The following is a 23,963-nucleotide window of genomic DNA, read 5'->3' as shown; positions in this document are numbered from 1 at the left end:
GGTGGCGATGACCCGCCGGCTTCTAGGTGTTTAGTCCCGGCATCTGGTGGATCGGATCGACGATGAACCTATCCGGCTCTGCCGTCCAGATTTTGGCGATGTATTCGTAAGGCGTGAGGCCGCTGAGCGTTTTGAGCCGACGGGCGAAATTGTAGGCCGCCATGAAGTCGGCGAGGTGCACCCGTAACTGCTCGTGGCTTTCGTAGTGGAAGCGTTTGACGGTCGCCTCCTTGATCGTGCGGTTCATCCGCTCGACTTGTCCGTTGGTCCAGGGGTGGTTCGGCTTCGTGAGCCGGTGCTCAATGTCGTTCGCTTCGCAGATCATGTCGAAGCGCATCTGACGCGACCAGGCGGTGTTACGGTTGCGCGGCTGGTCGGCGAACTGGATGCCATTGTCGGTCAGGATCGTGTGGATCCGGTACGGCACCGCTTTCAGCAGGTGCTCAAGGAACTCCCACGCCGTTCGCCTGTCAACCTTGTCGACGAGCTGGGTGACCGCGAATTTACTCGTGCGGTCGATGCCGACGAACAGGTAGAGTTTGCCTTCGGCAGTCTGAACCTCGGCGATATCCATGTGGAAGAAGCCGATCGGGTAACGCTTGAAGCGCTGTCGCTTTGGCTTGTCGCCCTCGATATCCGGCAGACGGGATATGCCGTGCAGCTGCAGGCAGCGGTGCAGCGCTGACCGTGTCAGATGCGGGATCGACGGCTGCAACGCATAGAGACAATCGTCGAGCGGCAGGAGTGTGTGGCGCCGGAATGCGACGACAGCTGCCTCCTCGGCTTGGGTCAAGGTTGTGGAGCGAGGGGCCTTCGGCCCGGTCTTCAAATCCTCGACCGTCGCCCGCTTCCGCCATTTCGCCACCGTCTTGGGGTTGATCCCAAGCTCCCGGCTCAGCGTCGAGAGCGAAGCTTGCGATCGCTGTATTGCTGCTCTGACGGCGTGCGTGGTCGTGGCGCTCCCGTGACGTACCTGTCCCATATGGCTTCCTTCCACTCTAACGAAAGGATCGCACCATCAAACCGTGGGATCAAACAGCGAATTCATGCCAATGCCGCAAAGAGGCTTCGGTTGTCGGGTGCCTCGCCCAGCACGCGGTCAGCCTGTTCCCGGCGATGATCCTCATGCCGTCGAACTAACGTTTCCCTTGATGGGAAATAAGGCATTTTCCTGCTGTGGGAAACCGGGCACTCTGCGTCCATATATAAGGCCTGACCAATGCCGCTTGACCGCTATAAAAAGCGTTCGCCGGCATGATCGCGGAACAGTTCGTGGTTACGGACATAGTCGGACAGGATCTCGAGTGACTTGTGCCGGCTGACTTCCTTCATCTTGAATACCGTCGCTCCTTGCCGCGCCGCCTCGGTTAAAAAGCCGGCACGCAGTGAGTGCCCTGCAACGTGCGCCGGATCATAGCCAGCGGCTGCGGCCCGCGCCTTGACGACCAGCGCCACGCCGCGATCGCTCATCGGCTTGGCCGTGATCCGCCCTTGGGGGGTCAGCTTGCGGAATACAGGGCCATCGCCGAACCCGGCACAGGCGATCCACGCCAACAGCAACGCCTTTGGTCGGATCCGACGGCCCTCGGGCACCGCGATCGTCGCGCCTTCGCCTTCCTGGTCGGTCTTTGATTTGCGGATCGTGATCAACAACCCATCAGGCGTGATCGCGACGTCGTCGATATCCAGAGCGACCAGTTCGGATCGCCGCAACGCCGCAGCCATGCCGATCGCGAGCATCGCCCGGTCGCGCACATCGCGTATGCTGTCACCATCACAGGCACGCAACATATCGCGTAGCATGTCGCCGTCCGCGGCACGCTTCTGCACTTTCTTAACGCCATGGGTGCGCCGGATCCCGGCCACGACATTGCGGATCGCGACCGCGCCAGCCTGTTGCTGCGGTGGATCCAACCCCGCCTGCGCATGCATGTAGCCGATCGCCGCCAGACGCCGCCCGATCGTCGATGGCCGTGCGCCGTCCCGCGCCTCGCCTGACAGGAAGATCGCCACTGCGCTGGGCGCGGCCGGCAGCGGATCAATCGCGCGCGCCGCACACCATGCGAGAAAGATGCGCCAGTCCGATTCATACGCACGCCGCGTCGCTGGCGCACGCGCTGCGGCAACGTAGGCCCGTGCGGCTTCAATCTCTTCGTCCAACAACAACGGGATCAACGGTGTCGACGAGATCCGCGTCAGCGCGGTGTCGTCGAGGTCGTCGCTCATGCGCAATTGCTCCAGGTTGGGTCACACCGGGTGTGTGCACCAAGCGCGCATAGCAATTCCGCCTGATTTTGCCAGATTCTTTATTCCGAGAATGCCATTTATCGGAATAAAGAATCGCTATTCCAAGATCCGCGGAATCGCCTTGGGTATTCGGTCGAAGGACGCCATCCGACCAATTCCGTCCTAACTCTCGCTAGGCGGTGGATCGCTAACTGTAATTAACGCGACTTGCCGTTACACTGATTGAGAATAAGGAACCGATTTTGACGGAACAGGCAGGGGTGTCGAACATGGCCAAAGACAAGCGCGTAATAGTGATCGGTCTCGGCTATGTCGGGTTACCGCTCGCTGTCGCGCTGGCCAAGGCGTTCGAGACTTGGGGATTGGATGTCGATACCGGCCGCATCGCCGAACTCGAACGTGGCCATGACCGTACCGGTGAGATCGACGCGGACCGGCTTGCTACATCGAGCCTGCGCCTGACGACCGATCCTGCGGCTTGCCCGGATGCCGACTTCTACATCGTCACGGTGCCGACCCCGGTCGATGCCGACAACCGGCCCGATCTCAGCATCGTTATGGCCGCGACGCGCACGGTGGGCGGCATGCTGAAGCCGGGTCGGCGATCGATCGTCATCTACGAGAGCACCGTCTATCCTGGCGTCACCGAAGACTTGTGCGGACCCGAGCTAGCGCGCGTCAGCGGGCTCGTCTGTGGCAAGGACTTCTTTCTCGGCTATTCGCCCGAACGCATCAATCCGGGCGACCGAGAGCATACCGTCGACCGGATCACCAAGGTGATCTCCGGCCAGACGCCTGAGGTGCTCGAGGATATTGCCGGTCTATATAATAAGGTGACGACGGGCGGCGTGTTCCGTGCCGCCTCGATCAAGGCGGCCGAGGCGGCCAAGGTGATCGAGAACGCGCAGCGCGACATCAACATCGCCTTCGTCAACGAGATCACGCAGATCTTCGCAAAGATGGACCTGTCGGTGTGGGACGTGCTGGCCGCGGCGGGGACCAAGTGGAATTTCCTGAAGTTCGAGCCCGGCCTCGTCGGCGGACACTGCATCGGTGTCGATCCCTATTATCTCGCACACCGCGCGACCGAGCTCGGCTGCGATCCGCGTATCATCCTGGCGGGGCGCGACATGAACGACGGTATGGCGGCGTGGGTGGCGAAGGATGTGCACGACTGGCACGAGGGTTCAGGAGGGAGCGGGCCTTGCAAGGTGCTGATGCTCGGCTTGGCGTTCAAGCAGGATGTTCCCGACCTGCGCAACTCGAAGGTCGCCGATCTGGTCGCCGCATTCCAAGGTCTCGGCCACCGGGTCGACGTCCACGACCCCCTCGTCTCCGCATCCGACGCGTTGCACGAATATGGCCTCGAGATCGTCGCGGCTCCCGGCGATACCGCCTACGACTTGGTTGTCCTTGCCGTGCCCCACCGCGAGCTGGTCGAGGATTTCGCGCGCTTCACGGGACTATTGGCACCGGGCGGCGGGATCGTCGATTTGAAGAACGCGCTGGCAGGGTCGGGACAGGCGCCCGTCGGAATGAAGCTATGGACGATGTAGCGAACGCGCCTACACACTATCCAGGCGGTCATGGTGCGACCGTCCGGATTTGCGGTCGAGGTTTGCGTGTTCTCTAAGCTGTTCCGCCGCATGTCGGCCACCGTATCGTCGACGCGCAGCTTTACCGGCCCCAAGGGCAAACGGTTATACGCGGTCGGCGACGTCCATGGCCGCCTCGATCTCGTCGATGACCTTCTCGGTCGCATCGAGGACGACATTGCCGACCGCCCCATCGAAACCGCGGTGATTGTCTTCCTGGGTGACCTGATCGATCGCGGTCCCGATTCCGCAGGCGTCCTCGAACGGTTGCAGAGCCTCCAGCACTTTCCTGCCAAAACCCTGTTCCTGCTCGGTAATCATGAGGAATTCCTCCTGCGGGTACTTATGGGAGAACCCGGCATCGCGCATGATTGGCTCGGCTTTGGCGGCGACGCCTGCGCGGAAAGCTACGGTATCGCACCTTCGGCGTTGCAGGCGATGGACGAACGGCGGATCGCGGAGGTGTTGCGTGCCGCGATCCCGGTAGGACATGTCGCGTTCCTGAAGACCTTCGGCGATACCTTCGCGTTCGGCGACTATCTTCTCGTCCATGCGGGTATCCGGCCAGGCGTGCCGATCGAACAGCAACAGCCTCGCGACCTACGATGGATCCGGCAGCCGTTCCTGTCCGATGCGCACGATCATGGTTGTATGGTAATACATGGCCATACGATCAGCGATGGTGTCGACCGCCGCGCCAATCGTATTGGCATCGATACCGGTGCCTATCGAACCGGGGTTCTTACTGCGGTAGTGATAGAGGAATATGATCTCCGCTTCCTCGCGACGGGAGCGCAGTAAGGTGGGTGCTTCTCATTATCATACAAGAACGCGAGTAGGTGCAGCCAGACAGGGTCAAGACCTTGTGCTTATGCGTACGCCCTACCTTGGCAACCCACCTCACCACCGGGTGGACGGCAGCCTATCTTTATCCGTGTAGTCGCGTACACAGCGCAGGCCACTTATCTAATTTCGCTGGGAGCGGTTCTATGCGGACTTTACGGTGATGTGCTTTATACAAGCCACGGCAAAACCGCGAATTTCGAGAATTCTCTATCAAGCCTCGATTTATCATTGTTTATTTAAGATATTACGCTTTAACATCGTTATAAGCGTAAATTCATAACATGAATAGCGCTATTACATTGGCTGCGATTAATTTACCAAGCCTTGATTTTTTGAATTTACAAAAAGATTGTACTTTAAAAAGTCATGATAGTTTATTTCAGGAGCCGGAAGCCTCACCCCATGAAATCGTCCATGACGGGAATAGAGGCCGTACGTTACCAGCAACGGAAGTTTGAAAAATTCTTCTGGAACGGGCTGAAGCGTTAATTGACTTCTAAACTTGTTATAATTCGAAAAGTTCACAGGCTGCATTGATTTAGTTAAAAGTATGAACGGCTCGTTAGAATCAACGCCCATCCAACCTCTATTTGTGAGAACTTCCGTAGTTGCATGAGAAGCAACATTTGGCATAAAATATGCAAAATATCCGTACTTACTACTGTCATGCAGAGATACATGACGAGTCATATATCCAAATTTTTCCAGGGCCTTAGACATAAACCTAGCCCTATCGTAACAACACCCGTACCCTCGCCTAATATAATTTATCGGCTCTATCAATTCGTTGGCAGGAGCGCATCGCTTATCAGGAAATCTAGTTTGTATAGAATGCTGTACTGATTTTATGCAGGTTAACTGATTTTCAAAGTTATCCATACTATTGCACCGACTATCTACATTTAATGTACTTATAGCATATAAGTCATCAGCACTGATATCTTTAGAAACCGAACCCGCCAAAAATATATATAGCGCCAAAACACTACAAGACGAAAACAATATAATCGCTATCTTTTGCAGCATGATAATTATCATCTCTAAATATACTAAACAGCGATTCCACTTGAATCTATTATTGCAATTTATTAAAATGTATAGTTTTTGAGGTAGGTTTTGTCAATAATACCAACCTTCAAAAAAATTATAAGAACATATCACTTATAACTCAATGATTAATTTGATTATTCTTTAGTGATCATAGACCTGATAGTTTAAATGACCTCACCAATCCGAGCTGTTTTAATTTTACAATTAATATCGATTTTTCTATCGCTCGGCGAGGTTTTGGTACGGGCTAACCGGCTTAATTTAGCCAAGAATAGTCATTGTTCGGGTTGTGCTTCATTTTGCATCGTAGGATTGAGCGCTAGCGAGCGATGCTCAGCGGTTTGCGCTTACGTCGTAGAAACGTACGGTGTAGCGCTGGATGCTACAGGTGAACCTCGCCGATCCGGCGCGTAGCCGTCAGGATACAGGCAGTGGGAAAGAATAAGTGCGCTTCGGCTGATCGCGAGAAGCCTCGCTTGATTGTCAGCAGCGGCGCCCGTCACTGGTTTGATATTGGGATGTGCCATGCCACCGCTACACCTGCGCTAGCATATCCTCGTCTCTTACAGTAGCCTGCGTTACCACCTTCTGAACGCCGGGCTGATATCCGGCGGGGTCGTTTGCTCAATCTTGCCGCATCGTCGCGGCCAGCATGGCCACTGCCGGATCGGCAATCCACCTATCCGGCTGTTTAGATTTCCTCGCCGCCCCCCCCCTCTCAACATGCCAACCCGCAGTATAACGGATCGATTGCGCTGGCTTGCGGTAAACTGCAGTTAATTGTAGATGAGCTGCGTTGCATCAGATCGGTGCATTCCGTTTTTGCAGGGCAGCGACATGACTAGAAACGGATCGATGAGCCATCTGGCCGTTATCGGTCTAGCCTTGCTGCTCGCAGCGTGTGCGTCGACACGGGGCGGTAGCATCTCTTATGATTCGAGTAAGTTCGGAACCCCCGACGCACCGAAGATTACGGCGGTTGACGATACTTACAAGCTCGCCCCGCTCGATACGATTAGCATCATGGTTTTCCAGGTCGCCGATCTCAGCCGCGACTACGACATCGACCAAAGCGGACGCATTACTATGCCGCTGCTTGGCCGCGTCGATGCGGTCGGCCTGAGTACAACTGAACTTGGAACGTTGATCGGGCGTCGGCTAGATGAAAAATATCTGCGGAATCCGAGTGTAACAGTCGCTTTAAAATCGTCGGCCAGTCGCGTCGTTACAGTTGACGGATCAGTTCGTCAGCCCGGTATCTACCCGGCGACCGGAATTCTAACTTTGGTTCAGGTTGTCGCCCTCGCACGCGGCACCGACGACTTGGCCAATCCGCGCCGTGTTGCCATCTTCCGAACAATTGGTGGCAAACGGATGGCAGCGGCGTTCGACCTTACAAGTATTCGCCGCGGTGAAATGGAGGATCCGCAAATATATCCAGGCGACACCGTCGTTGTGGATGGATCCGGCGTCAAGAAGGCGCAGCGTAGTCTGTTGCAGAGCCTGCCACTCGCTTCTATCTTCATGGCGCTTTGACGCCCCGACTTCAGGATCTTTGTACATGGCAAGCCCAGGGGCCGTGGGTCCCACGAATCTGACCGTACAATCGGATCAGCGCCACGAACTCGCCCCTAAGGCTCGGGAGAATGGTTACGGCAATTATGGCAGTACGGCCAGCGGGCGTGAACTTTCGTTGTCTCTGCTGTGGCGCACCGCCGTTGAGTGGCGATGGCTGGTCCTGGCAGCGATCGGCACCGGCATCCTTGCCGCGATCCTCATCACGCTGCTGACGCCGCTCAAATATCGCTCAACTGCCTCACTCGAGCTCAATCCGCCCGAGGTGGAGATAATGGCCGACGAGGGCAGCAAGGGCGGCAGGGAGAGCAGTTCGCGCAACGACACAAATTTCGTTGGTACGCAGCTTGCCTTGCTCGGCAGTCGGGCGCTGGCCGAACGCGTCGCGCAGAATCTTAACCTTGCGGGGGATCCGACTATCGTCGGCGAAGGTACCGACCGTACTGCCAACACCGCAGCCGCAGCAGGCTTCGTGCAAGGCGGAACTCAGGTGCGCCTGCAGCCGCAGAGCATGATCGTAACCGTCTCGTTCGTTGCCCGCGATCCACAGGTCGCAGCGAAGATCGTCAACGGCGTCACCGACGCTTATATCGCGACCAACCTCGAGCGACGTTACCAATCCTCGTCTTACGCACGCGACTTCCTTCAACGTCAGATCGCCACCACGCGTCGTGATCTTGAGCGGTCGGAACGACAACTTACAACCTACGCCCAGCAGCAACGTCTGATCAGCACCGGCAGCAACGAGGAAGGCGGCGACACCAATTCACTGACCGGCAGCTCGCTGGTCTCGCTAAACACTGCGCTCGCCGCCACACAGGCGCGTCGCATCGCGGCCGAGCAGAAGTATCGCGAAGCGGCATTGGGCGGCGCCACAACCGAGGGCAGCAGCGCTGCGGCCCCCTTGCGCGCACAGATCGCCGCACTCGACGCCGAGTATCAGCAGAAACTCCAGGCCTTCCGTCCCGACTATCCCGAGATGGTCGCGCTGAAGGCACGGATCGATGCCCTGCGCGCCTCCGTCGTCACCGAGACGCGCACCGCCAATTCGGATCGTATCGGCACGCTTCGCCAGGACTTCCAGGCGGCGCGCGCCGAAGAAGACCGGCTGCGATCACAGGTGTCCGGGCTTAGCGGCACGGTTCTCGATCAACGCGGGCGCTTGATCCAGTATAATATCCTCAAGCGCGACGTCGACACCAACCGCACGCTCTACGATGCGCTGCTGCAGCGCTACAAGGAGATCGGCGTCGCCGGCGGGATCGGCACTGCAGTCGCCTCGGTGGTCGATCGCGGACTGGTGCCGGGGGGGGCTTTTTCGCCCAATCTCTACTTCAATCTTCTGGTTGGCGCTGTACTGGGCCTAGTAATGGGCATGCTCGCCGCGATCGCGCTCGAGTTCATCAACGACACGATCAAATCGCCCGACGATGTTCGCGACAAGCTGCAACTGCCGTTCCTGGGCGGCATTCCCAACGCGAAGACGGCAAAGCCGATCGAGGAATTGCGCGACACGCTGTCGCCGGTCGCGGAAGCCTATCTGTCGACCGCCTCGGCGATGCAGTTCATCACCGAAGGCGGTGCGCCCAAGACGCTGCTCGTCACCAGCACGCGTCCCGCCGAGGGCAAGTCGACCTCGGCCTGGGCGCTGGCGCACAGCTTCACGCGGCTCGGCAAGTCGGTACTGCTGATCGATGCCGACATGCGCCGCCCCGCTTTCGTGACAGGGCGCGAGAATGTCGGGCTGTCGCATATCCTCACCAACACCGGATCGCTTAGCGAGCATGTGCTGCAGACCGATGTCGATGCACTGTGGGTTATGCCGTCGGGCACCCTTCCGCCCAGCCCGCCCGAGCTGATCGCGTCGGCGCGTTTCGCTGCATTGCTCGCCGACGCGTCGGCGACGTTCGACGTCGTCGTCATCGACGGTCCGCCGATCCTCGGCCTGGCCGATGCCCCCCTGTTGTCGTCGATCGCGCAGGCGACGCTGATGGTGATCGAGTCCGGTCGCACCCGGACACGTGCGGCGGTGGAAGCGCAGAACCGCATGCGCACCGCTGGCGCGCGCATGGTTGGCGCCATCCTCACGCGCTACCAGCCACAGGCGTCCTATGGGTACGGCTATGGCTACGGCTATGGGCAGAACAAGGATCAATACCGCTATGTCGCGGACGGCAACGAGAAGAAGCGTCGGATCATGCTGACGATGCATGATGAGCCGTAATCGAAGCGACCGCAGCGGCAGTCCAAGCCGTAAATCAAGCCGTTATGGCCTGGGCAGCGTTCGCGGCTTTGCGTCTGCTGCGATTCTGGTGGTCGCCGGCGTATCGGTTGGCTGGCTATCGTTCCAGGCCGCGATGGTGCGGACGTTGCCGGCGTCATCGCCGATCATCGCGCGGTTCGCGCCCAAATACCCCGATGCCGTGCTCGCCAGGACTGCTACCATGCTCGTCGCGCAGCGCGGCATGCTCGATACCGCCACGCTCGACGCCGTCCGGCGCGCGGCTGCGGCCGCGCCGCTCGATGCGCGCGCCTATCTCATCCTAGGCCACCAGCAGCTGCTCGACCAGATGCCCAACCGTGCCGTCGCGACGCTGGAGGCCGGGCAGCGGCTTGATCCCCGGCAACGCCTCATCCACCTGTTGCTGCTAGACCGCTATCTGCGCACCGCGCGCTACGCCGACGCCGCAGCGCAATTCTCGGTCCTGGCGCGTATCCTCGGCGCGACGCAGGTGCCGATCGCGACCGCCATGGCGAAGATGACGATGGCACCCGAAACGCGCGATGCGGTCCGCCATACGCTGAGCACCGATCCGGTCCTGGAACGCGGCGTGCTCACCGCACTCGCCAAGTCCGATACCGCACCGGACGCGATCTTCGCGCTCGCGAGCCCCGCGGGTCGCGCCGATGCGCGCGCGAAGGAGAGTTGGGGCCCGGTTCTGGTGAACCGCCTGGTCGAACGCGGCCAGTATCCAACTGCTCGGTCGGTATGGCAGCGCATCTACGGCATAGCACCGGCGCAGACCGCAGCGCTCATCACCAACGCCGGCTTCCGCAAGACCACCGCGTCGCCCCCGTTCGACTGGACGCTGACCGCCAGCGGGCTCGGCGCAGCCGATATCCGCAACCGCAGCCTCATGGTGGACTATTACGGCCGTGACAGCGGCGACCTCGCCCGCCAGCTGCTGGTGCTGCAACCGGGTCGCTACCGTTTTGCGATCACCGTCGATCCCGGCAAGACCGATGGCGCCACCAAGCTATACTGGTCGCTCGCCTGCGGATCGGGTGCGCCAAGCGACCGAAACCAGCTCATGAACGTCGCCGTTACCGCGACTCCCAAACTGCATCGTATCGCGGCCGAGATCACCGTTCCGACCGGCTGCCCGGCGCAGACGCTGACGCTGCGCGGTGAAGCCGGCGATTTTCCTTCCCCGATGGGCGTGACGCTACGCGACCTCGACCTTCGCCCCCTGTCGGGACCGGCATCGGCGGGCATGTCGAAACCAGCATCGGCAGCCGCATCGGAAACCACGCCATGATCCGCCACGCGGTCGTCCCCGCCTATTTGCTCGCTTGCCTGTTGCTCGGGGGCGCGAGTGCGGCGGGCTTCATCGCCAATTTTGTCCTTCAGATCGCCAGCCTGCCGCTGATCGGCTGGGCCTTGTGGCAGATGATGCAGGAACGCCCCTCCGCACAGATCCGCGCACCGCTCAGCATGCTCGCGATCTTCGTCGTCATCGCGCTGCTACAGCTGGTGCCGCTACCGCCTGCGCTATGGACCCTGCTGCCCGGCCGCGGCGCGGTGGTCGAGGGCTATCGCCTGCTCGGCATCCCCCTGCCCTGGTTGCCGCTGACGCTGGCGCCCGACGTCGCGCCGTCGAGCATCCTCTGGCTGCTGCCCGCCTTCGCCACGTTGCTGGGCATCGTCGTGCTTGGTGCGTTTCGCGGACGCGGCATCGCCACGGCGATCGTCGCGGTCACGCTCGCCTCGGTCGCGATCGGCGCGTTGCAGGTGATCGGCGGGACCAGCGCCTATCTCTACCGGATCACCAATTACGGCGTGGCGGTCGGCTTCTTCGCCAATGCCAACCACAATGCGACGCTGCTGCTGGTCTGCATCCCGTTCCTCGCAGCGCTTCAGGCGACAGCGTTGAGGCGGAGCGGATCGCAGCGCAGCGCGTCGGCGATCCGCCTGCTGGTCGGCGCGGCCTATGCCGTCATCTTCGTCGGCCTGCTCATCAACTCGTCGCTGGCTGGCATCGGCCTAAGTGTCCCCGTAGCGCTCGGATCCTGGCTTGCCTTCGGGTACCAGCGGCCTGCGCTACGCCGCGGGATCGTCGTCGCCGCGGTCGCCGTATCGCTCACAGCGGTCGTCACGATCGTGGTCGGCCCGTTCGGTAACAACCTGTTCGGGACGCAGAAAAGCAACGTAGAACTGTCGCGCCAGACCTCCTTCGCGCTCACGTTCCGCGCGGCCCGGGCCTACTTCCCGATTGGCTCGGGCACCGGCAGCTTCCAGCCGGTCTATCACACGCAGGAGCCGCTCTCGTCGGTCACCACGACGTTCATGAACCACGCGCACAGCGACTGGCTTGAGCTGCTGCTGGAAACAGGCATCGTCGGGGTCGCGTTCGCCGCACTGTTCCTAGCTTGGTGGATTATCCGCGTGCGGGCGATCTGGCGCGCCGACGAACCCGATGCGTTCGCGCAAGCGGCCGTCATAGCAACCGCGGCGATTATGATGCACAGCGTGGTCGACTATCCACTGCGCACCGCGGCGCTGTCAGCGGTTTTCGCGGCGTGTATCGGCCTGATGTCCGGGGTCCGTCCCTATACGCAGCGCAGTCGCCAGCCGTCCTCAGCACGCCATCTGACGCTGTAGTTCAGGCGCCGGTTATGCGAGCGCGCGCGCGAGCGCATCGAGATAGCGCGCCTCGACGACCGAGACGTCGAACTCCCGCTCGGCAATCTCTCGGCTGCGACGCCCCATAGCCGCGCGCGCGTCCCCGTCCAGATCGAGCAGCGAGAACATCGCGTCGGCCAATGACCGCGCGTCGCGGGGCGCGCATAGAAAGGCGTTTTCGCCGGCCCGCGCGATCTCGGTGCATCCAGGCACGTCGGTGGCGATCAGCGGGCGCCCCATCGCAGCCGCCTCGAGCAACGACCGGGGCATGCCCTCGCGGTAGGACGGCAGCACAACCGCAGTCGCACGCGCCAGATACGGCCGGACATCGCCCGCCTCGCCGAGGTAGCTTAGCGTTCCCTCCTGCTCCCACCCCTCGACGGTGTCGCGGTCGATCGCGGTGCGGTTCTGTACGTCGAGGAAGCCGAGTAATTGGAACTGAACGTCCGGCCGAGTCTCGCGGACGATTCGCGCGGCCTCGGCGAACTCGAGCACGCCCTTGTCGCGCAACAGCCGCGCCACCATCAGGAACGCTGGCGGCGCAGCTTGGCTCGCCGGATCAGGAACGAACTGGGCAAGATCGATCCCTGAGCCGGGCAACAGCGCGGTGCGCGATGCGCGTACCAGCCGCTGTGCGACGAACAGGTCGCAGTCGTGGCGGTTCTGGAAGAACACCGTCGCCGATCGTGCTAGCGCAGTACGATAAAGCATCCTCACGATCCGCGTGATCAATCCGACCTTGATGAACGCTGTGCCGAGCCCGGAGATGTTGTTCACGACTGGAATGCCCAGCGCATGCGCCGCGAGAGAACCATAGACATTGGGCTTGATCGTCCAACCGAGGAATGCGACCGGGCGCAGCCGCTTCAGAAGGCGATAATATTGCGCTGCAAGCTTCAGGTCGCCGACCGGCGACAGCCCCTTGCTGTCGATATCGATCCGGAAATAGCGCACCCCCATCGCCACCAGTGCGTCGCTATGCGTATCGCGTGGCGCCAGCGCCACAACGTCATACCCCTCGCGCTGCAACCGCACGATCAGGTTGCGGCGAAAATTGACGATGTTCCAGCTGGTATTGATCGACAGGACGATCGTCTTGCTCATAATCTTTGCATCCTCCCTCTGCGGTAAGCGACGCTTTATGCGCTGGACCCGACCATAGCGAACGCTATATCGCCAACCTTCCGCAGACTAGCGGTACATGACGCGACAGGAATATTTTTGCTACCGTATTGGCTAATGTTCATACTGTGGGCGGTGGGCGCCGCTCAGGCGGAACGGCGCAAAGCCAATGACGCACGAGTTTTCTTCTTCATTCCGCTGGTGATACTCACCACGCTAATGATTGGCTTGCGTTTCGAGGTAGGCGGAGACTGGGGTGCTTATGTAAGAACTTACAATTCTATATATTTTCTATCATTACCAGCTTCTACCGCGATAACCGACCCTGGGTATGCTATACTCAACTGGTTATCAGCTTACTTAAATTTTGGAATATCTTTTGTTAATCTTCTATGCGCGGCGTTGTTTATGGGTGGTTTTGCTCGCCTAGCCTGGAAACAGCCGAACCCCGCCCTCGCTGTCCTGGTTGCAGTACCATATCTAATCATTGTCGTGGGAATGGGCTATACGCGGCAGGCTGCAGCGATCGGCGTGATATGTTTTGCGATTGCGGATGCGTCGGAACGACATCTAATTAAATTGGTGGTTTTGATTGGCATCGCCGCACTGCTTCACAAGAGCGCGATTATGATTTTGCCAATTGCCTTGATTCCCATTTTTCGGCGCAGTCCATTGCTCGGTATTATTGGCGCAGTATTATTTACTGTCTTATTTTTCCTCATTTTACGAGACACATCCGATAAACTCGTTCAGAATTATGTTACTGGCAATTACGATTCACAAGGGGCTGCAATACGCGTCGCCATGAATGTCATGGCTGCCGCGACCTTCCTACTTTTTCGCAAGAAAATCGATTTACCGCCTTTTCTTAAGAGCTTCTGGACAAGCTGCGCAGTTCTTGCCCTGGTATCCGTACTTGCGCTAGCCGCTTCCTCGGCATCGTCCGGTGTTGATAGAATATCGCTTTATCTTATACCGCTTCAAGCGGTTTGTTATTCTCGTCTACCTTACATTTTGGGTCGCAACAACAAAGCACTACCATCCATATTAATTGGAGTATTAGCTTATAGCTTCTTGGTTCAATTCGTATGGCTCAACTATGCAAATAATGCCAATTACTGGGTTCCGTATAAAATATCGCTTTAGGACGAATACGTATCTACTTTTTGTATACTATCTTTAAAAAGCGTAAATCCTCGTCCATTGATACAATGCGTCCAACTTGTAAGGATTTTACGCATATTCGTTGAATATTAATAGACGTACGGAATTTACAATTGGAAAAATCTGAATCTTTATGATCGACGCTTGGTTGTTTGCGGTTGCAATTGCTACAATCGCTTGAGCCGGAAGAAGCCGGGGTTGAGGTTACCGCGCGACTACTGCTAAGCGAATTCCGGCAGTGCCGATCCAGGCGAAGCCACTCGATCAAGGGCAAAGATGAAAACGATCATTGACGAGGTGGCCGCAACCGTCACCATAACCGATGCTGCGGGATGCGATGCTACCTATGCGATGGCGAGCGCCGAAGGTTTCAAGGCCGCGTCAGATGCTTGGTTGCGCGTGGGGTGGGATGCAAAGCACGTCTACTCCTTCACCTGGATGGGTCGCCCGATCATCCAGTTGCCAGAAGACATGGTACGATTGCAGGAAGTGATCTGGTCTCTGAAGCCAGATGTGGTGGTCGAGACCGGTGTCGCGCATGGCGGTTCGCTCATCTATTACGCGTCACTGTTCGAGGCGATGGGCAATGGCCGCGTCATCGGCATCGACATCGAGATCCGTCCGCACAATCGGGAAGCGATCGAAGCGCATCCGATGTTCAAGCGGATCGATCTGGTCGAAGGATCGTCGACCGCCCCCGAGATCGTTGATCAGGTGAAGGCCCTGATCCGACCGAACGAACGCGTTCTGGTCATTCTGGATTCGAACCATAGCTACGATCACGTACTGAACGAACTACGCGCGTATGCCGATTTCGTGCCCGTAGGCAGCTATATCGTTTCGACCGACGGCATCATGCAGCAGGTCGTCGGCGCGCCGCGCAGCCAGGGCGACTGGGCCACCAACAATCCCCAGGAAGCCGCGCGCGATTTCGTCGTCGAGGATACCCGCTTCGTCATCGAGGAGCCGCAATGGCTGTTCAATGAAAGCGTAGTGACCGAGCGCGTTACCTATTGGCCGTCCTGCTTCGTCAAGCGGGTCAGCTGAACGTCACCGGCTGATTGAGGAGACGGCACGTGAAAGTGGTGCTTCTGGCGGGCGGCCTCGGATCGCGCCTTTCCGAGGAGACGCATCTGCGTCCCAAGCCGATGGTCGAGATCGGTGGCAATCCGATATTGTGGCATATCATGTCGATGTACGCCCGCCATGGGTTTGACGATTTCATCGTCTGCCTTGGCTACAAGGGCTATTACATCAAAGAGTATTTCACCAATTTCGTGCTGCATCGTTCCGACCTGACGGTTGATCTCGCCAACGGCTCGATCACCTATTCACGTGGAGAGGATGTACCAAAGTGGAAGGTGACGCTGGTCGATACTGGCGCGGACACGATGACTGGCGGACGACTGAAACGGATTCGTCATTTGCTGCCGGACAACGAGCCGTTCTGCATGACCTATGGCGACGGCGTTTCCGATGTCGACATTGGCAAATTGGTAGCCTTCCACAAGGCGCATGATTTCGACGCCACCGTAACCGCCGTGCGCCCGCCCGGTCGCTACGGGGCTACGGTGATCGAGAACGACCGCGTGCTGCGTTTCGAGGAAAAGCCGGCCGGCGACGGTGGTCGGATCAACGGTGGGTTCTTCGTGCTCGAACCGCGCGTCCTCGACCGGGTGACGGGCGATGCCATGCCCTTCGAAGCCGAGCCGCTCACCGGGCTTGCTGCCGATAGCCAACTCGCGGCCTTCCTCCATGACGGGTTCTGGCAACCGATGGACACGTTGCGCGACCGGACCCAGCTCGAGGAACTATGGGCAAGCGGACAACCGCCTTGGAAGACATGGTGAGCGCAGACGGGCAGCTCGACCCAGGCTTCTGGCGCGGTCGTCGCGTGTTCCTGACGGGGCATACCGGATTCAAGGGCGCGTGGACCGCGCTATGGCTGTCCCGCCTGGGAGCGCATGTTCATGGCTATGCGCTGTCACCAGAGACCGATCCGGCGTTGTGGTCCTTGCTGGGCGACGATCTGCTGGCGGGTGAGACCATCGCCGACATCACCGACCGCAGCGCGCTTGCCGCAGCGATCGACGCAGGACGGCCGGAGATCGTGCTGCATCTCGCTGCACAGGCTCTGGTCCGGCGCAGCTATGCCGATCCGCTGGCGACGATCGCGAGCAACACGATGGGCACCGCCTATCTGCTCGATGTCTTACGCAATGTGCAGGGGCTGGCAGCGGTCGTCATCGTTACCACCGACAAGGTCTATGCCAACAACGATGGCGGGCGCGACTTCGTCGAGGACGATCCGCTGGGCGGACACGATCCCTATTCGGCCTCCAAGGCCGCGGCCGAACTGCTGACCCGCAGCTTTGCCGCATCCTATTTCGACAATGCCGGCGTTCCGGTGGCGACCGCGCGCGCGGGCAACGTCATCGGCGGGGGCGACTGGTCTGCGGATCGCCTGATCCCCGACATATGGCGCGCAATGCAGGCCGATCGCCCGCTGTTGCTACGGTATCCCGACGCGACACGCCCGTGGCAGCATGTGCTCGAGCCGATCCGCGGCTATCTGCTCCATGCGCAGGCTCTTGCGCGCGATCCCGCCACGCCGCGCGCGATCAATTTCGGACCCGTCCCCGGCGCCGCGATGACCGTCGCGCAGGTTGCCGACACGATGACCGCTGCGATGCAGGTCACACGCGCCTGGCAATGCGACGACGGCGATCATCCGCCCGAGATGAAACTTCTGTCGCTCGATCCGGCGCTGGCCCGTCATGCGCTCGGCTGGCGCCCCCGGCTCGACGATGCCGCGGGCGTGGCATGGACCGCGCGCTGGTATTCCGACTTCGCCGGGGGCGCCGATGCACGCGCACTGTGCGAAGCACAAATCGATCAATACGAGGCTCTTCCATGACGTCCGACACCCTGTCTCCCGGTCAAGCGCCAATCTGCCAGAGCTGCGGCGCGACGCTGACCCGCACCATGGTCGATCTGGGCCTGCAGCCCTTGGCCAACAGCTATATTCCGCCGGAACGCGCCGATGCGTACGAGCCGGTCTATCCGCTGCATGCTCGGGTCTGCGATGCCTGCCTGCTGGTCCAGGTCGATGCGGTCGCGCCGCCCGAGGACATCTTCGTCGACTATGCCTATTTCTCGTCCTTCTCGGACAGCTGGCTGGCGCACTGCAAGCGCTATGCTGAGGACATGGCCGCGCGCTTCGCCCTCGATGCGCAGTCGCGCGTGGTCGAGATCGCTAGCAACGACGGCTACATGCTACAGTATTTCGTCGCGATGGGCGTGCCGGTGATGGGCATTGAGCCCGCCGCCAACGTTGCCGCGACAGCGATCGCCAAGGGCGTGCCGACCGAGGTCGCGTTCTTCGGCGAGGCGACCGCGCGCCGGATGGTCGATAGCGGCTGGGCGGCCGATCTGCTCGCCGCCAAGAACGTTCTTGCGCATGTTCCCGACATCAACGATTTCGTCGCCGGCGTCCGTGAGATGCTCAAGTCCGAGGGCGTCTTCACGGTCGAGTTCCCGCACCTGCTCAACCTAATCCAGCAGGTCCAGTTCGACACGATCTATCACGAGCATTTCACCTATCTGTCGTTGCTCGCGGTCAGGACGATCGCCGAGCGTCAGGGTCTGCGCATCTTCGACGTCGAGAAGCAGCCGACGCATGGCGGCTCGTTGCGCGTGTTCATGGCCCGCCCCGACAGCGCACACGCGGTGACGCCCAACGTGCAGGCGGTGCTCGACGAGGAGATCGCGGCCGGACTCGATCGCCCCGACGGCTATGAAGGCTTCGACGCGCGTGTCCGCGCGGTACGCGAGGGACTGCTCGGCTTCCTCGCAGACGCCAAGGACAAAGGCGAGCGCGTGGTCGCCTATGGCGCCGCAGCCAAGGGCAACACGCTGCTCAACTATTGCGGCGCGACCGCAGCCGACATCGCCTTCGTGGTCGATCGCAATCCTGCCAAGCAGAACCGCCTGCTGCCGGGCAGCCATATCCCGGTGCGTACGGTCGACGCCCTGGTCGAGGCCCGCCCCGACCATGTCCTGATCCTGCCGTGGAACATCAAGGACGAGGTGATCCGCCAGCTGCCCGAGGTTACCGGATGGGGCGGCGACTTCGTGATCGCGGTACCCGAAATCCGGGTCGTGACCGGTGCACTTTGAGCCCAGCCGGATCGACGGCGTCGTCCTGATCCGGCTCGACGTGAAGAGCGACGCCCGTGGCGGCTTCGCCCGGACGTTCTGCGTCGAGGAGATGGCGAACGCAGGGCTGCCGTTCGTGGTCGTCCAGACAAACATATCGCGCAACATCGCCAACCACACGTTGCGCGGGCTTCATTATCAACGCACGCCACATGGCGAACCCAAGATCGTGTCTTGCCCTCGTGGTCGGATATGGGACGTCGCAGTCGATATGCGTGAAAGCTCGCCGACCTATCGTCAGTGGCAGGGCTTCGAGCTGTCGCCCGCGAGCGACAGTGCGCTGCACCTGCCGACCGGCGTCGCGCACGGCTTCATCACGCTAGAACCCGACAGCGAAGTCCATTACCTGATGGGTGCCGCCTATGTGCCGGGGGCCGCTACCGGCGTGCGCTGGGACGATCCGGCGATTGGCATCGACTGGCCTGTGCAGCCTGCGGTCATGTCAGAGGCCGACCAGGGCTATCCGTTGCTGAAATCGGCATGAAGCTTCTCGTGACCGGCGCTGGCGGTCTGATCGGCAGCGCGGTCGCGCGCGCCGCGGTGGCCAACGGAATCGAAGTGGTCGCCTGCGGACGTCGCACACCGACCGGCTTACCGGATGGCGTGACCAGTATCGGCGCCGATCTCACGGACGCGAGCGCGGCTGCGACGCTGGTGGAGACCATCGCCCCTAGCCATATCGTCCATGCGGCATGGGAAACCCGGCAGCCGACCTATTGGAACGACCCCGTCAATCTTGACTGGGTCGTCGCGACTGCCGCGATGGCCGGGGCGTTCGCACGGGTGGGCGGAACGCGGTTCCTGCAGATCGGCAGCTGCGCCGAATACGACTGGGATGGCGGCGTACCGATGCACGATGCCCCGGCGACCCGGTACGGCAAGGCAAAGCTTGCGGCGTTTCACGCTATCGAGACCGCCGCACATGCGAACTTCGCTGCGGTCGATGCCCGCATTTTCTGGGTGTATGGCCCTGATGAGAATGCCGCGCGGTTCATTCCCCTGTTGTGTCGGTCCTATGCCGCTGGCGTCGTTCCCGATCTCGGTAGCGGGCAACAGCGACGCGACCTGATCCATATCGACGATGCGGCACGTGCGTTGCTGATGCTGCTCGACGACGACGCGCCAACCGGCGTGGTCGATATCGGTACCGGCACCGGAACCTTGCTGGCGGATGTCGCCGTCCTGATTGCCGGACTGGCAGGCGCGAGCGAGACCGGACTGGGTCGCAAGATCGATCGTCCCGGCGATCCTGCCGCGCTGCTGGCGGACGCAGCGCCGTTGCGCTCGACCGGCTGGGCCCCTCGCATCACGCTGCACGCCGGCCTGGAACGCGTCTTTACCGGCTGGCAGGAAACGCACAGGGATAAGTCATGACCCACTGCAAGATATGTGAGAACACCGACGCGACCGTGCTGGATCGTCGCGGGCCCGTTCCCATCGCTCAAAACCTGATTCTGCCGACATCCGAGGCAGCGCGGCATTGCCCGGCGGGCGAACTGGACATGCGCCGCTGCACCGCCTGCGGGTTCGTCTGGAATGCGGCGTTCGATTCCAACCTGATGGTCTATGACGCCGCCTATGATAACGATCAGAATTTTTCGGTACGGTTTCAGCAGCACACTGCAGAGGTCGCCGCGCGAATTGCCGACCGCATCGGCGATCAGGGGGCGATAAACCTGGTTGAGGTTGGTTGCGGCCAAGGAACTTTCATGGCGGTGATGGGCGAACGCTTCGGCGCACGACTGTCGTCCGCGATCGGTTTCGACCCCGCCTGGCAGGGCGACACCCGCCACCTCCCCCCCGGCGGGGAGGTACGGGGCACCTATTTCGGCGACGGCTCGATCCGCGACGACGATCCCACTCCCAATCTCGTCATCAGCCGCCACGTGATCGAGCATGTGCCGGATCCCATCGCGTTCCTGCGCGCGATACGCGCCGGCATACCCGAAGGAACACCGGTATTCATCGAGACGCCCGATATCGACTGGGTTTTGCGTGGCGGCGTCTTCTTCGATTTCTATTACGAGCATTGCAGCTTGTTCGCGCAATCGACGCTGGCCTTCGCGCTCGAGCGTGCGGGGTTCATCGTCGACGATGTACGGCCGATCTTCGACGATCAATATCAACTGGCGATGGCAACCGCAGGGCCTCTCGACCGGGCGCCCGCCCCGATGCCGGCGCCCGGGACGTTCGACGACCTGGGTTTTCGCCACAAGCGTGCGGCGTACATCGCGGGTCTGGCGGCAACCATCGACAGCTTGGGCCCTCGCGGCAGCGTCGCGTTATGGGGAGGCGCATCGAAGGGTGTGACGATCTGCTTGACCCTCCCACACGCTGCCGAGCGGCTGTCGTGCGTGATCGATATCAACAGTCGCAAGCAGGGCTGCTATCTTCCCACGTCGGCAATCCCTATCCTGAGCCCCAAAGCTGCGGTCGCCACCGGAATACGCCACGCGATCGTCATCAATCCGGCCTATCTCGATGAAATCCGCAAGGACGTCGCCGACCTGGGCGTTGACCTGACGATCCACTCGATCGCGGAGTCGGTGACGGTTTGACCTTCGGCGATTCGACACCCCGCGTTTCGACGATACGGCGCGATCTCATCGCGACCTATGCAGCGCAAGCCTGGATCGCAGTCATGGGCGTCATGTTCGTGCCCGTCTATATCCGTTATCTGGGGATCGAGGCGTACGGCGTGATCGGCCTGTTCGCGACGCTGCAGGGAATGCTGATCATCCTCGACCTCGGCATGACGCCCACCCTCACCCGTGAGATCGCGCGCTTTACCGGTGGTGAGCGCGATGTCGTCGGGGTCCGTGACCTCCTGCGCAGCGTCGAAATCGTGGCAGCGATCGTCGGAATCACCGCCGCGCTGATCATCTGGGCCGCCTCGGGCTGGCTGTCGCAGTCATGGCTTCGCGCGCAGTCGATTCCCAACGCCGAATTGGCGCGAGCATTGACCATCATGGGAATCGTCGCAGCACTACGCTTCGTCGAGGGCATCTTTCGCGGCGCGATCCTTGGATTGCACCGGCAGGTACTCTATAACGCGATCGCGGCAACGATGGCGACATTGCGCGGGGTCGGCGCCATTCTGGTGCTCGCCAACCTGTCGCGTACGCTCGACGCCTTTTTTATCTGGCAAGGCCTGGTGTCGATCGCAACGCTGGCAGCGCTCGCAGTAGCGACCTATGCCACGCTACCTCGCGGCGATCGTGGCGGGCGGTTTTCGTTCGAGGCAATTCGCTCGATCTGGCGGTTCGCCGCGGGTATGCTGGGTATCTCGCTGCTCGCACTCATGCTGACGCAGATCGACAAGATCATGCTGTCCCGGCTGCTGAGCCTGACGGCACTTGGCCATTACATGCTGGCGACGGTCGCGGCATCTGCGCTCGAGACCATGGTCGCGCCGCTGTTTCAGGCAGTAGTGCCGCGGCTCTCGCGGTTGCACGCCACAGAGGACGATGCTGGCTTCGTCGCGCTCTACCATGCCGGTTCGCAGATAGTGACCGTGACTGCAGGCGCCGCGGGACTCGTGCTGATCGGCTTTCCCGAACTGGTGCTGACGGCGTGGACGTCAGACCGCGCACTATCCGCCGAAGTCGCGCCGTTCCTCCAGCTTCTGACGTTGGGCTATCTGTTCAACGTCCTGATGTGGATGCCCTATCAAGCGCAACTAGCCAATCGCTGGACCGGACTTACGCTACGCATCAATATCGTCGCGGTAATTGCGGTCGTCCCGGCATTGCTGTGGGCGGTGCCGCGGTTCGGTGCGATCAGCGCCGCGATGGTGTGGGTATTGCTGAACGCCGGCTATTTGCTGATCGGCGCACACCTTATGCACCGGCGTATCCTCCGCCATGAAAAATGGCGCTGGTATTGGCAGGATATCGCGGTTCCGCTGATCAGCGCGGGGTGCGTCATCATCGTGCTGCGATGGATTGTCGCGACCCAGTTCGATGGTCGTATCGACGGCAAGATTGGGCAGATCTGCGTGCTGGTTGTTATCTCGCTAGCCGCATTGATCGCAGCCGCGCTGGGAGCACCACTTTTACGGTCTCATGGGCTGCGATTGCTGACGACACGCGTCTCAGTACGGCTTTGAGGCAAGCTGTGGATCAGGTCGACATGCGAGCCTGACCTGTTCCCCACGTAGGCGAAGTTCCTGCTCGTCGCAACGTTGCGGCAGACGCGGGTCGCGAAGCTGGGGTGGCTTGGCATGACGAAATGCGGTGAGCCAACGCCGTATACCCAGACGATTAACGAGATATCTCAGCACACGACGATTGTCGGCCTGCCTCATCATCCGAATCTGATTGGCATAAGCCGTAGCTACCAGTTCGGCCGACCGCTCATCCCCATATCCGAGCACATCGGTCAGGAACGTTCGAGTGCAGGCTTCGAGCTCGGCTACGTCCCGTTGTTGCTTTGCCAAGCTCATCGGTTCGTTACGCCAGAGATGATCAGCGGGGTTCGCATCGGCTTGGCGCGCTAGAAATATTGCAGGTGTGAAATGCGTTTTCCCCGACGCCGCCTGCGCGACAGTGAAGAAGCGCTCGAACAGAAGCAACGGCAGATCGTAGTGGCTGCTATGATCCAATATGCGCGCCAGTACCTTGGTACGATGAAGCGCATACCAAGCGATCGTCTGGATACCATGAGGGTTTGCCGCAAGCTCGCCTATGCGGGCTTCAGCGGTGTCGCCTTCAAGCCAGGGGATCGCGAACCGCTCCGGTCCGCCGTCGACGATGCTCACCGTATCCGAGAACGCAGTGAAACGATTGAGACCGAAGACGCAGTAATTTCCGATCATTGCGGTTACGTCGCTTCGGCGATCGAATTCGCCCAGCACGTTGGACACCCAATCCGGGAAATAGAAATCGTCATCCGCAGCCAGCATCACATAGCGTGTGGAAACGGTGGCAAATGCCTGTTGCAAGCGTTGGGGAAAGCCGATCGTCGAAGAAAATCGCTGCAGATCATAAGTAATATCGAACGACGCAGATCGCATCATGGCGTCGAATCTCGTGGTATTTTCAGGAGTGCTGCCATCCGCTACCATTATCTTGCAGGCACCTATTTCCGGTGACGCGGCATAATAGCGCAACAACCGGTAAAGCTGCTCGGGTCGGTTGGCTGTCAGAACTAGGATTGTGACATCATCCATCCCGGTCTTCCGAGATGAACTGCAAGAAGCAGGGCTAGGCATAAATTTCTTATGTCGTCCATTGAGGGATTTT

Annotated in this window: 20 protein-coding genes; 15 read left to right on the top strand and 5 right to left on the bottom strand. The window is 60.3% G+C overall.

The annotated features are described in order from the left end of the window. Positions 1-22: 22 nt before the first annotated feature. Together IFR23_RS13215 and IFR23_RS13210 are read right to left on the bottom strand one after the other, a co-directional pair. A complete protein-coding gene (locus IFR23_RS13215) occupies positions 23-982 on the bottom strand; it encodes an IS481 family transposase (RefSeq protein WP_192976326.1) in 960 nt (319 codons plus the stop codon). A 251-nt stretch (positions 983-1,233) separates the two neighbouring features. After that, positions 1,234-2,226: a site-specific integrase gene (locus tag IFR23_RS13210; protein WP_192976325.1), complete on the bottom strand. Its 993-nt coding sequence runs from the start codon at positions 2,224-2,226 to the stop codon at positions 1,234-1,236. 290 nt (positions 2,227-2,516) lie between these two features. Between IFR23_RS13210 and IFR23_RS13205 the strand changes: the two genes are divergently transcribed. Then, positions 2,517-3,803 (top strand): nucleotide sugar dehydrogenase, encoded by a 1,287-nt coding sequence (locus IFR23_RS13205; RefSeq protein ID WP_192976324.1) that lies wholly within the window; start codon positions 2,517-2,519, stop codon positions 3,801-3,803. A 66-nt stretch (positions 3,804-3,869) separates the two neighbouring features. Then, positions 3,870-4,643, top strand: coding sequence for a metallophosphoesterase (locus tag IFR23_RS13200; RefSeq protein WP_192976421.1), 774 nt, complete (start codon positions 3,870-3,872; stop codon positions 4,641-4,643). Between the two features lie 354 nt (positions 4,644-4,997). On the opposite strand, the gene IFR23_RS13195 is transcribed toward IFR23_RS13200, so the two are convergent. Beyond that, positions 4,998-5,408 carry a hypothetical protein gene (locus tag IFR23_RS13195; protein WP_192976323.1) on the bottom strand — a complete coding sequence of 137 codons (411 nt, stop codon included), beginning with the start codon at positions 5,406-5,408 and terminating at the stop codon, positions 4,998-5,000. Between the two features lie 1,185 nt (positions 5,409-6,593). Between IFR23_RS13195 and IFR23_RS13190 the strand changes: the two genes are divergently transcribed. The 4 genes from IFR23_RS13190 to IFR23_RS13175 are packed head-to-tail and all read left to right on the top strand — an operon-like array spanning position 6,594 to position 12,195. Then, positions 6,594-7,274, top strand: coding sequence for a polysaccharide biosynthesis/export family protein (locus tag IFR23_RS13190; protein WP_192976322.1), 681 nt, complete (start codon positions 6,594-6,596; stop codon positions 7,272-7,274). Positions 7,275-7,317: 43 nt separating this feature from the next. Further along, positions 7,318-9,537 carry a GumC family protein gene (locus IFR23_RS13185; RefSeq protein ID WP_342344957.1) on the top strand — a complete coding sequence of 740 codons (2,220 nt, stop codon included), beginning with the start codon at positions 7,318-7,320 and terminating at the stop codon, positions 9,535-9,537. Further along, a complete protein-coding gene (locus IFR23_RS13180; protein ID WP_192976320.1) occupies positions 9,527-10,852 on the top strand; it encodes a hypothetical protein in 1,326 nt (441 codons plus the stop codon). The genes IFR23_RS13185 and IFR23_RS13180 overlap by 11 nt, the downstream gene beginning before the upstream one ends. Then, complete coding sequence (locus IFR23_RS13175; RefSeq protein WP_192976319.1) at positions 10,849-12,195, top strand: O-antigen ligase family protein; 1,347 nt, start codon at positions 10,849-10,851, stop codon at positions 12,193-12,195. The genes IFR23_RS13180 and IFR23_RS13175 overlap by 4 nt, the downstream gene beginning before the upstream one ends. 12 nt (positions 12,196-12,207) lie before the next feature. On the opposite strand, the gene IFR23_RS13170 is transcribed toward IFR23_RS13175, so the two are convergent. Then, positions 12,208-13,320: a glycosyltransferase family 4 protein gene (locus IFR23_RS13170; protein ID WP_192976318.1), complete on the bottom strand. Its 1,113-nt coding sequence runs from the start codon at positions 13,318-13,320 to the stop codon at positions 12,208-12,210. 153 nt (positions 13,321-13,473) lie between these two features. Between IFR23_RS13170 and IFR23_RS13165 the strand changes: the two genes are divergently transcribed. The 9 genes from IFR23_RS13165 (at position 13,474) to IFR23_RS13125 (ending at position 22,828) form a co-directional block, all read left to right on the top strand. Beyond that, positions 13,474-14,484, top strand: a complete 1,011-nt coding sequence (locus tag IFR23_RS13165; RefSeq protein ID WP_192976317.1) for an EpsG family protein — start codon at positions 13,474-13,476, stop codon at positions 14,482-14,484. A 294-nt stretch (positions 14,485-14,778) separates the two neighbouring features. Then, the gene (locus tag IFR23_RS13160) at positions 14,779-15,549 is read left to right on the top strand and encodes a cephalosporin hydroxylase family protein (protein ID WP_192976316.1); all 771 of its coding nucleotides are present in this window, start codon (positions 14,779-14,781) and stop codon (positions 15,547-15,549) included. A 29-nt stretch (positions 15,550-15,578) separates the two neighbouring features. Further along, positions 15,579-16,352, top strand: coding sequence for a glucose-1-phosphate cytidylyltransferase (gene rfbF, locus IFR23_RS13155; RefSeq protein ID WP_192976315.1), 774 nt, complete (start codon positions 15,579-15,581; stop codon positions 16,350-16,352). Then, entirely contained in the window at positions 16,316-17,419 is a 1,104-nt protein-coding gene (gene rfbG / locus IFR23_RS13150; RefSeq protein WP_192976314.1) for a CDP-glucose 4,6-dehydratase, read from the top strand. Before rfbF ends, rfbG begins: the two co-directional genes overlap by 37 nt. Then, positions 17,416-18,681, top strand: a complete 1,266-nt coding sequence (locus IFR23_RS13145; protein ID WP_192976313.1) for a class I SAM-dependent methyltransferase — start codon at positions 17,416-17,418, stop codon at positions 18,679-18,681. Before rfbG ends, IFR23_RS13145 begins: the two co-directional genes overlap by 4 nt. Beyond that, positions 18,671-19,204: a dTDP-4-dehydrorhamnose 3,5-epimerase family protein gene (locus tag IFR23_RS13140; RefSeq protein WP_192976312.1), complete on the top strand. Its 534-nt coding sequence runs from the start codon at positions 18,671-18,673 to the stop codon at positions 19,202-19,204. The genes IFR23_RS13145 and IFR23_RS13140 overlap by 11 nt, the downstream gene beginning before the upstream one ends. Beyond that, positions 19,201-20,094, top strand: coding sequence for an NAD-dependent epimerase/dehydratase family protein (locus IFR23_RS13135; protein WP_192976311.1), 894 nt, complete (start codon positions 19,201-19,203; stop codon positions 20,092-20,094). Before IFR23_RS13140 ends, IFR23_RS13135 begins: the two co-directional genes overlap by 4 nt. Then, a complete protein-coding gene (locus IFR23_RS13130) occupies positions 20,091-21,278 on the top strand; it encodes a class I SAM-dependent methyltransferase (RefSeq protein ID WP_192976310.1) in 1,188 nt (395 codons plus the stop codon). The genes IFR23_RS13135 and IFR23_RS13130 overlap by 4 nt, the downstream gene beginning before the upstream one ends. After that, positions 21,275-22,828 (top strand): lipopolysaccharide biosynthesis protein, encoded by a 1,554-nt coding sequence (locus IFR23_RS13125; protein ID WP_192976309.1) that lies wholly within the window; start codon positions 21,275-21,277, stop codon positions 22,826-22,828. Before IFR23_RS13130 ends, IFR23_RS13125 begins: the two co-directional genes overlap by 4 nt. On the opposite strand, the gene IFR23_RS13120 is transcribed toward IFR23_RS13125, so the two are convergent. After that, positions 22,814-23,890 carry a TIGR00180 family glycosyltransferase gene (locus IFR23_RS13120; RefSeq protein WP_192976308.1) on the bottom strand — a complete coding sequence of 359 codons (1,077 nt, stop codon included), beginning with the start codon at positions 23,888-23,890 and terminating at the stop codon, positions 22,814-22,816. The genes IFR23_RS13125 and IFR23_RS13120 overlap by 15 nt on opposite strands. Between the last annotated feature and the right edge of the window lie 73 nt (positions 23,891-23,963).

Origin of the sequence: Sphingomonas sp. CFBP 13603 (assembly GCF_014892665.1) — a bacterium.
GTDB lineage: Bacteria > Pseudomonadota > Alphaproteobacteria > Sphingomonadales > Sphingomonadaceae > Sphingomonas.
Note: the sequence above shows the minus strand (reverse complement) of the source record. Positions and strands in the feature narration are given on the sequence as shown.

Bases quoted from the DNA above. Each gene is read 5' to 3' on its own strand.
- IFR23_RS13215 (WP_192976326.1), bottom strand. From the start codon at position 982: ATGGGACAGGTACGTCACGGGAGCGCCACGACCACGCACGCCGTCAGA.
- IFR23_RS13210 (WP_192976325.1), bottom strand. From the start codon at position 2,226: ATGAGCGACGACCTCGACGACACCGCGCTGACGCGGATCTCGTCGACA.
- IFR23_RS13205 (WP_192976324.1), top strand. From the start codon at position 2,517: ATGGCCAAAGACAAGCGCGTAATAGTGATCGGTCTCGGCTATGTCGGG.
- IFR23_RS13195 (WP_192976323.1), bottom strand. From the start codon at position 5,408: ATGTCTAAGGCCCTGGAAAAATTTGGATATATGACTCGTCATGTATCT.
- IFR23_RS13190 (WP_192976322.1), top strand. From the start codon at position 6,594: ATGAGCCATCTGGCCGTTATCGGTCTAGCCTTGCTGCTCGCAGCGTGT.
- IFR23_RS13180 (WP_192976320.1), top strand. From the start codon at position 9,527: ATGAGCCGTAATCGAAGCGACCGCAGCGGCAGTCCAAGCCGTAAATCA.
- IFR23_RS13175 (WP_192976319.1), top strand. From the start codon at position 10,849: ATGATCCGCCACGCGGTCGTCCCCGCCTATTTGCTCGCTTGCCTGTTG.
- IFR23_RS13170 (WP_192976318.1), bottom strand. From the start codon at position 13,320: ATGAGCAAGACGATCGTCCTGTCGATCAATACCAGCTGGAACATCGTC.
- IFR23_RS13160 (WP_192976316.1), top strand. From the start codon at position 14,779: ATGAAAACGATCATTGACGAGGTGGCCGCAACCGTCACCATAACCGAT.
- rfbG (WP_192976314.1), top strand. From the start codon at position 16,316: ATGGGCAAGCGGACAACCGCCTTGGAAGACATGGTGAGCGCAGACGGG.
- IFR23_RS13145 (WP_192976313.1), top strand. From the start codon at position 17,416: ATGACGTCCGACACCCTGTCTCCCGGTCAAGCGCCAATCTGCCAGAGC.
- IFR23_RS13135 (WP_192976311.1), top strand. From the start codon at position 19,201: ATGAAGCTTCTCGTGACCGGCGCTGGCGGTCTGATCGGCAGCGCGGTC.
- IFR23_RS13130 (WP_192976310.1), top strand. From the start codon at position 20,091: ATGACCCACTGCAAGATATGTGAGAACACCGACGCGACCGTGCTGGAT.
- IFR23_RS13120 (WP_192976308.1), bottom strand. From the start codon at position 23,890: ATGGATGATGTCACAATCCTAGTTCTGACAGCCAACCGACCCGAGCAG.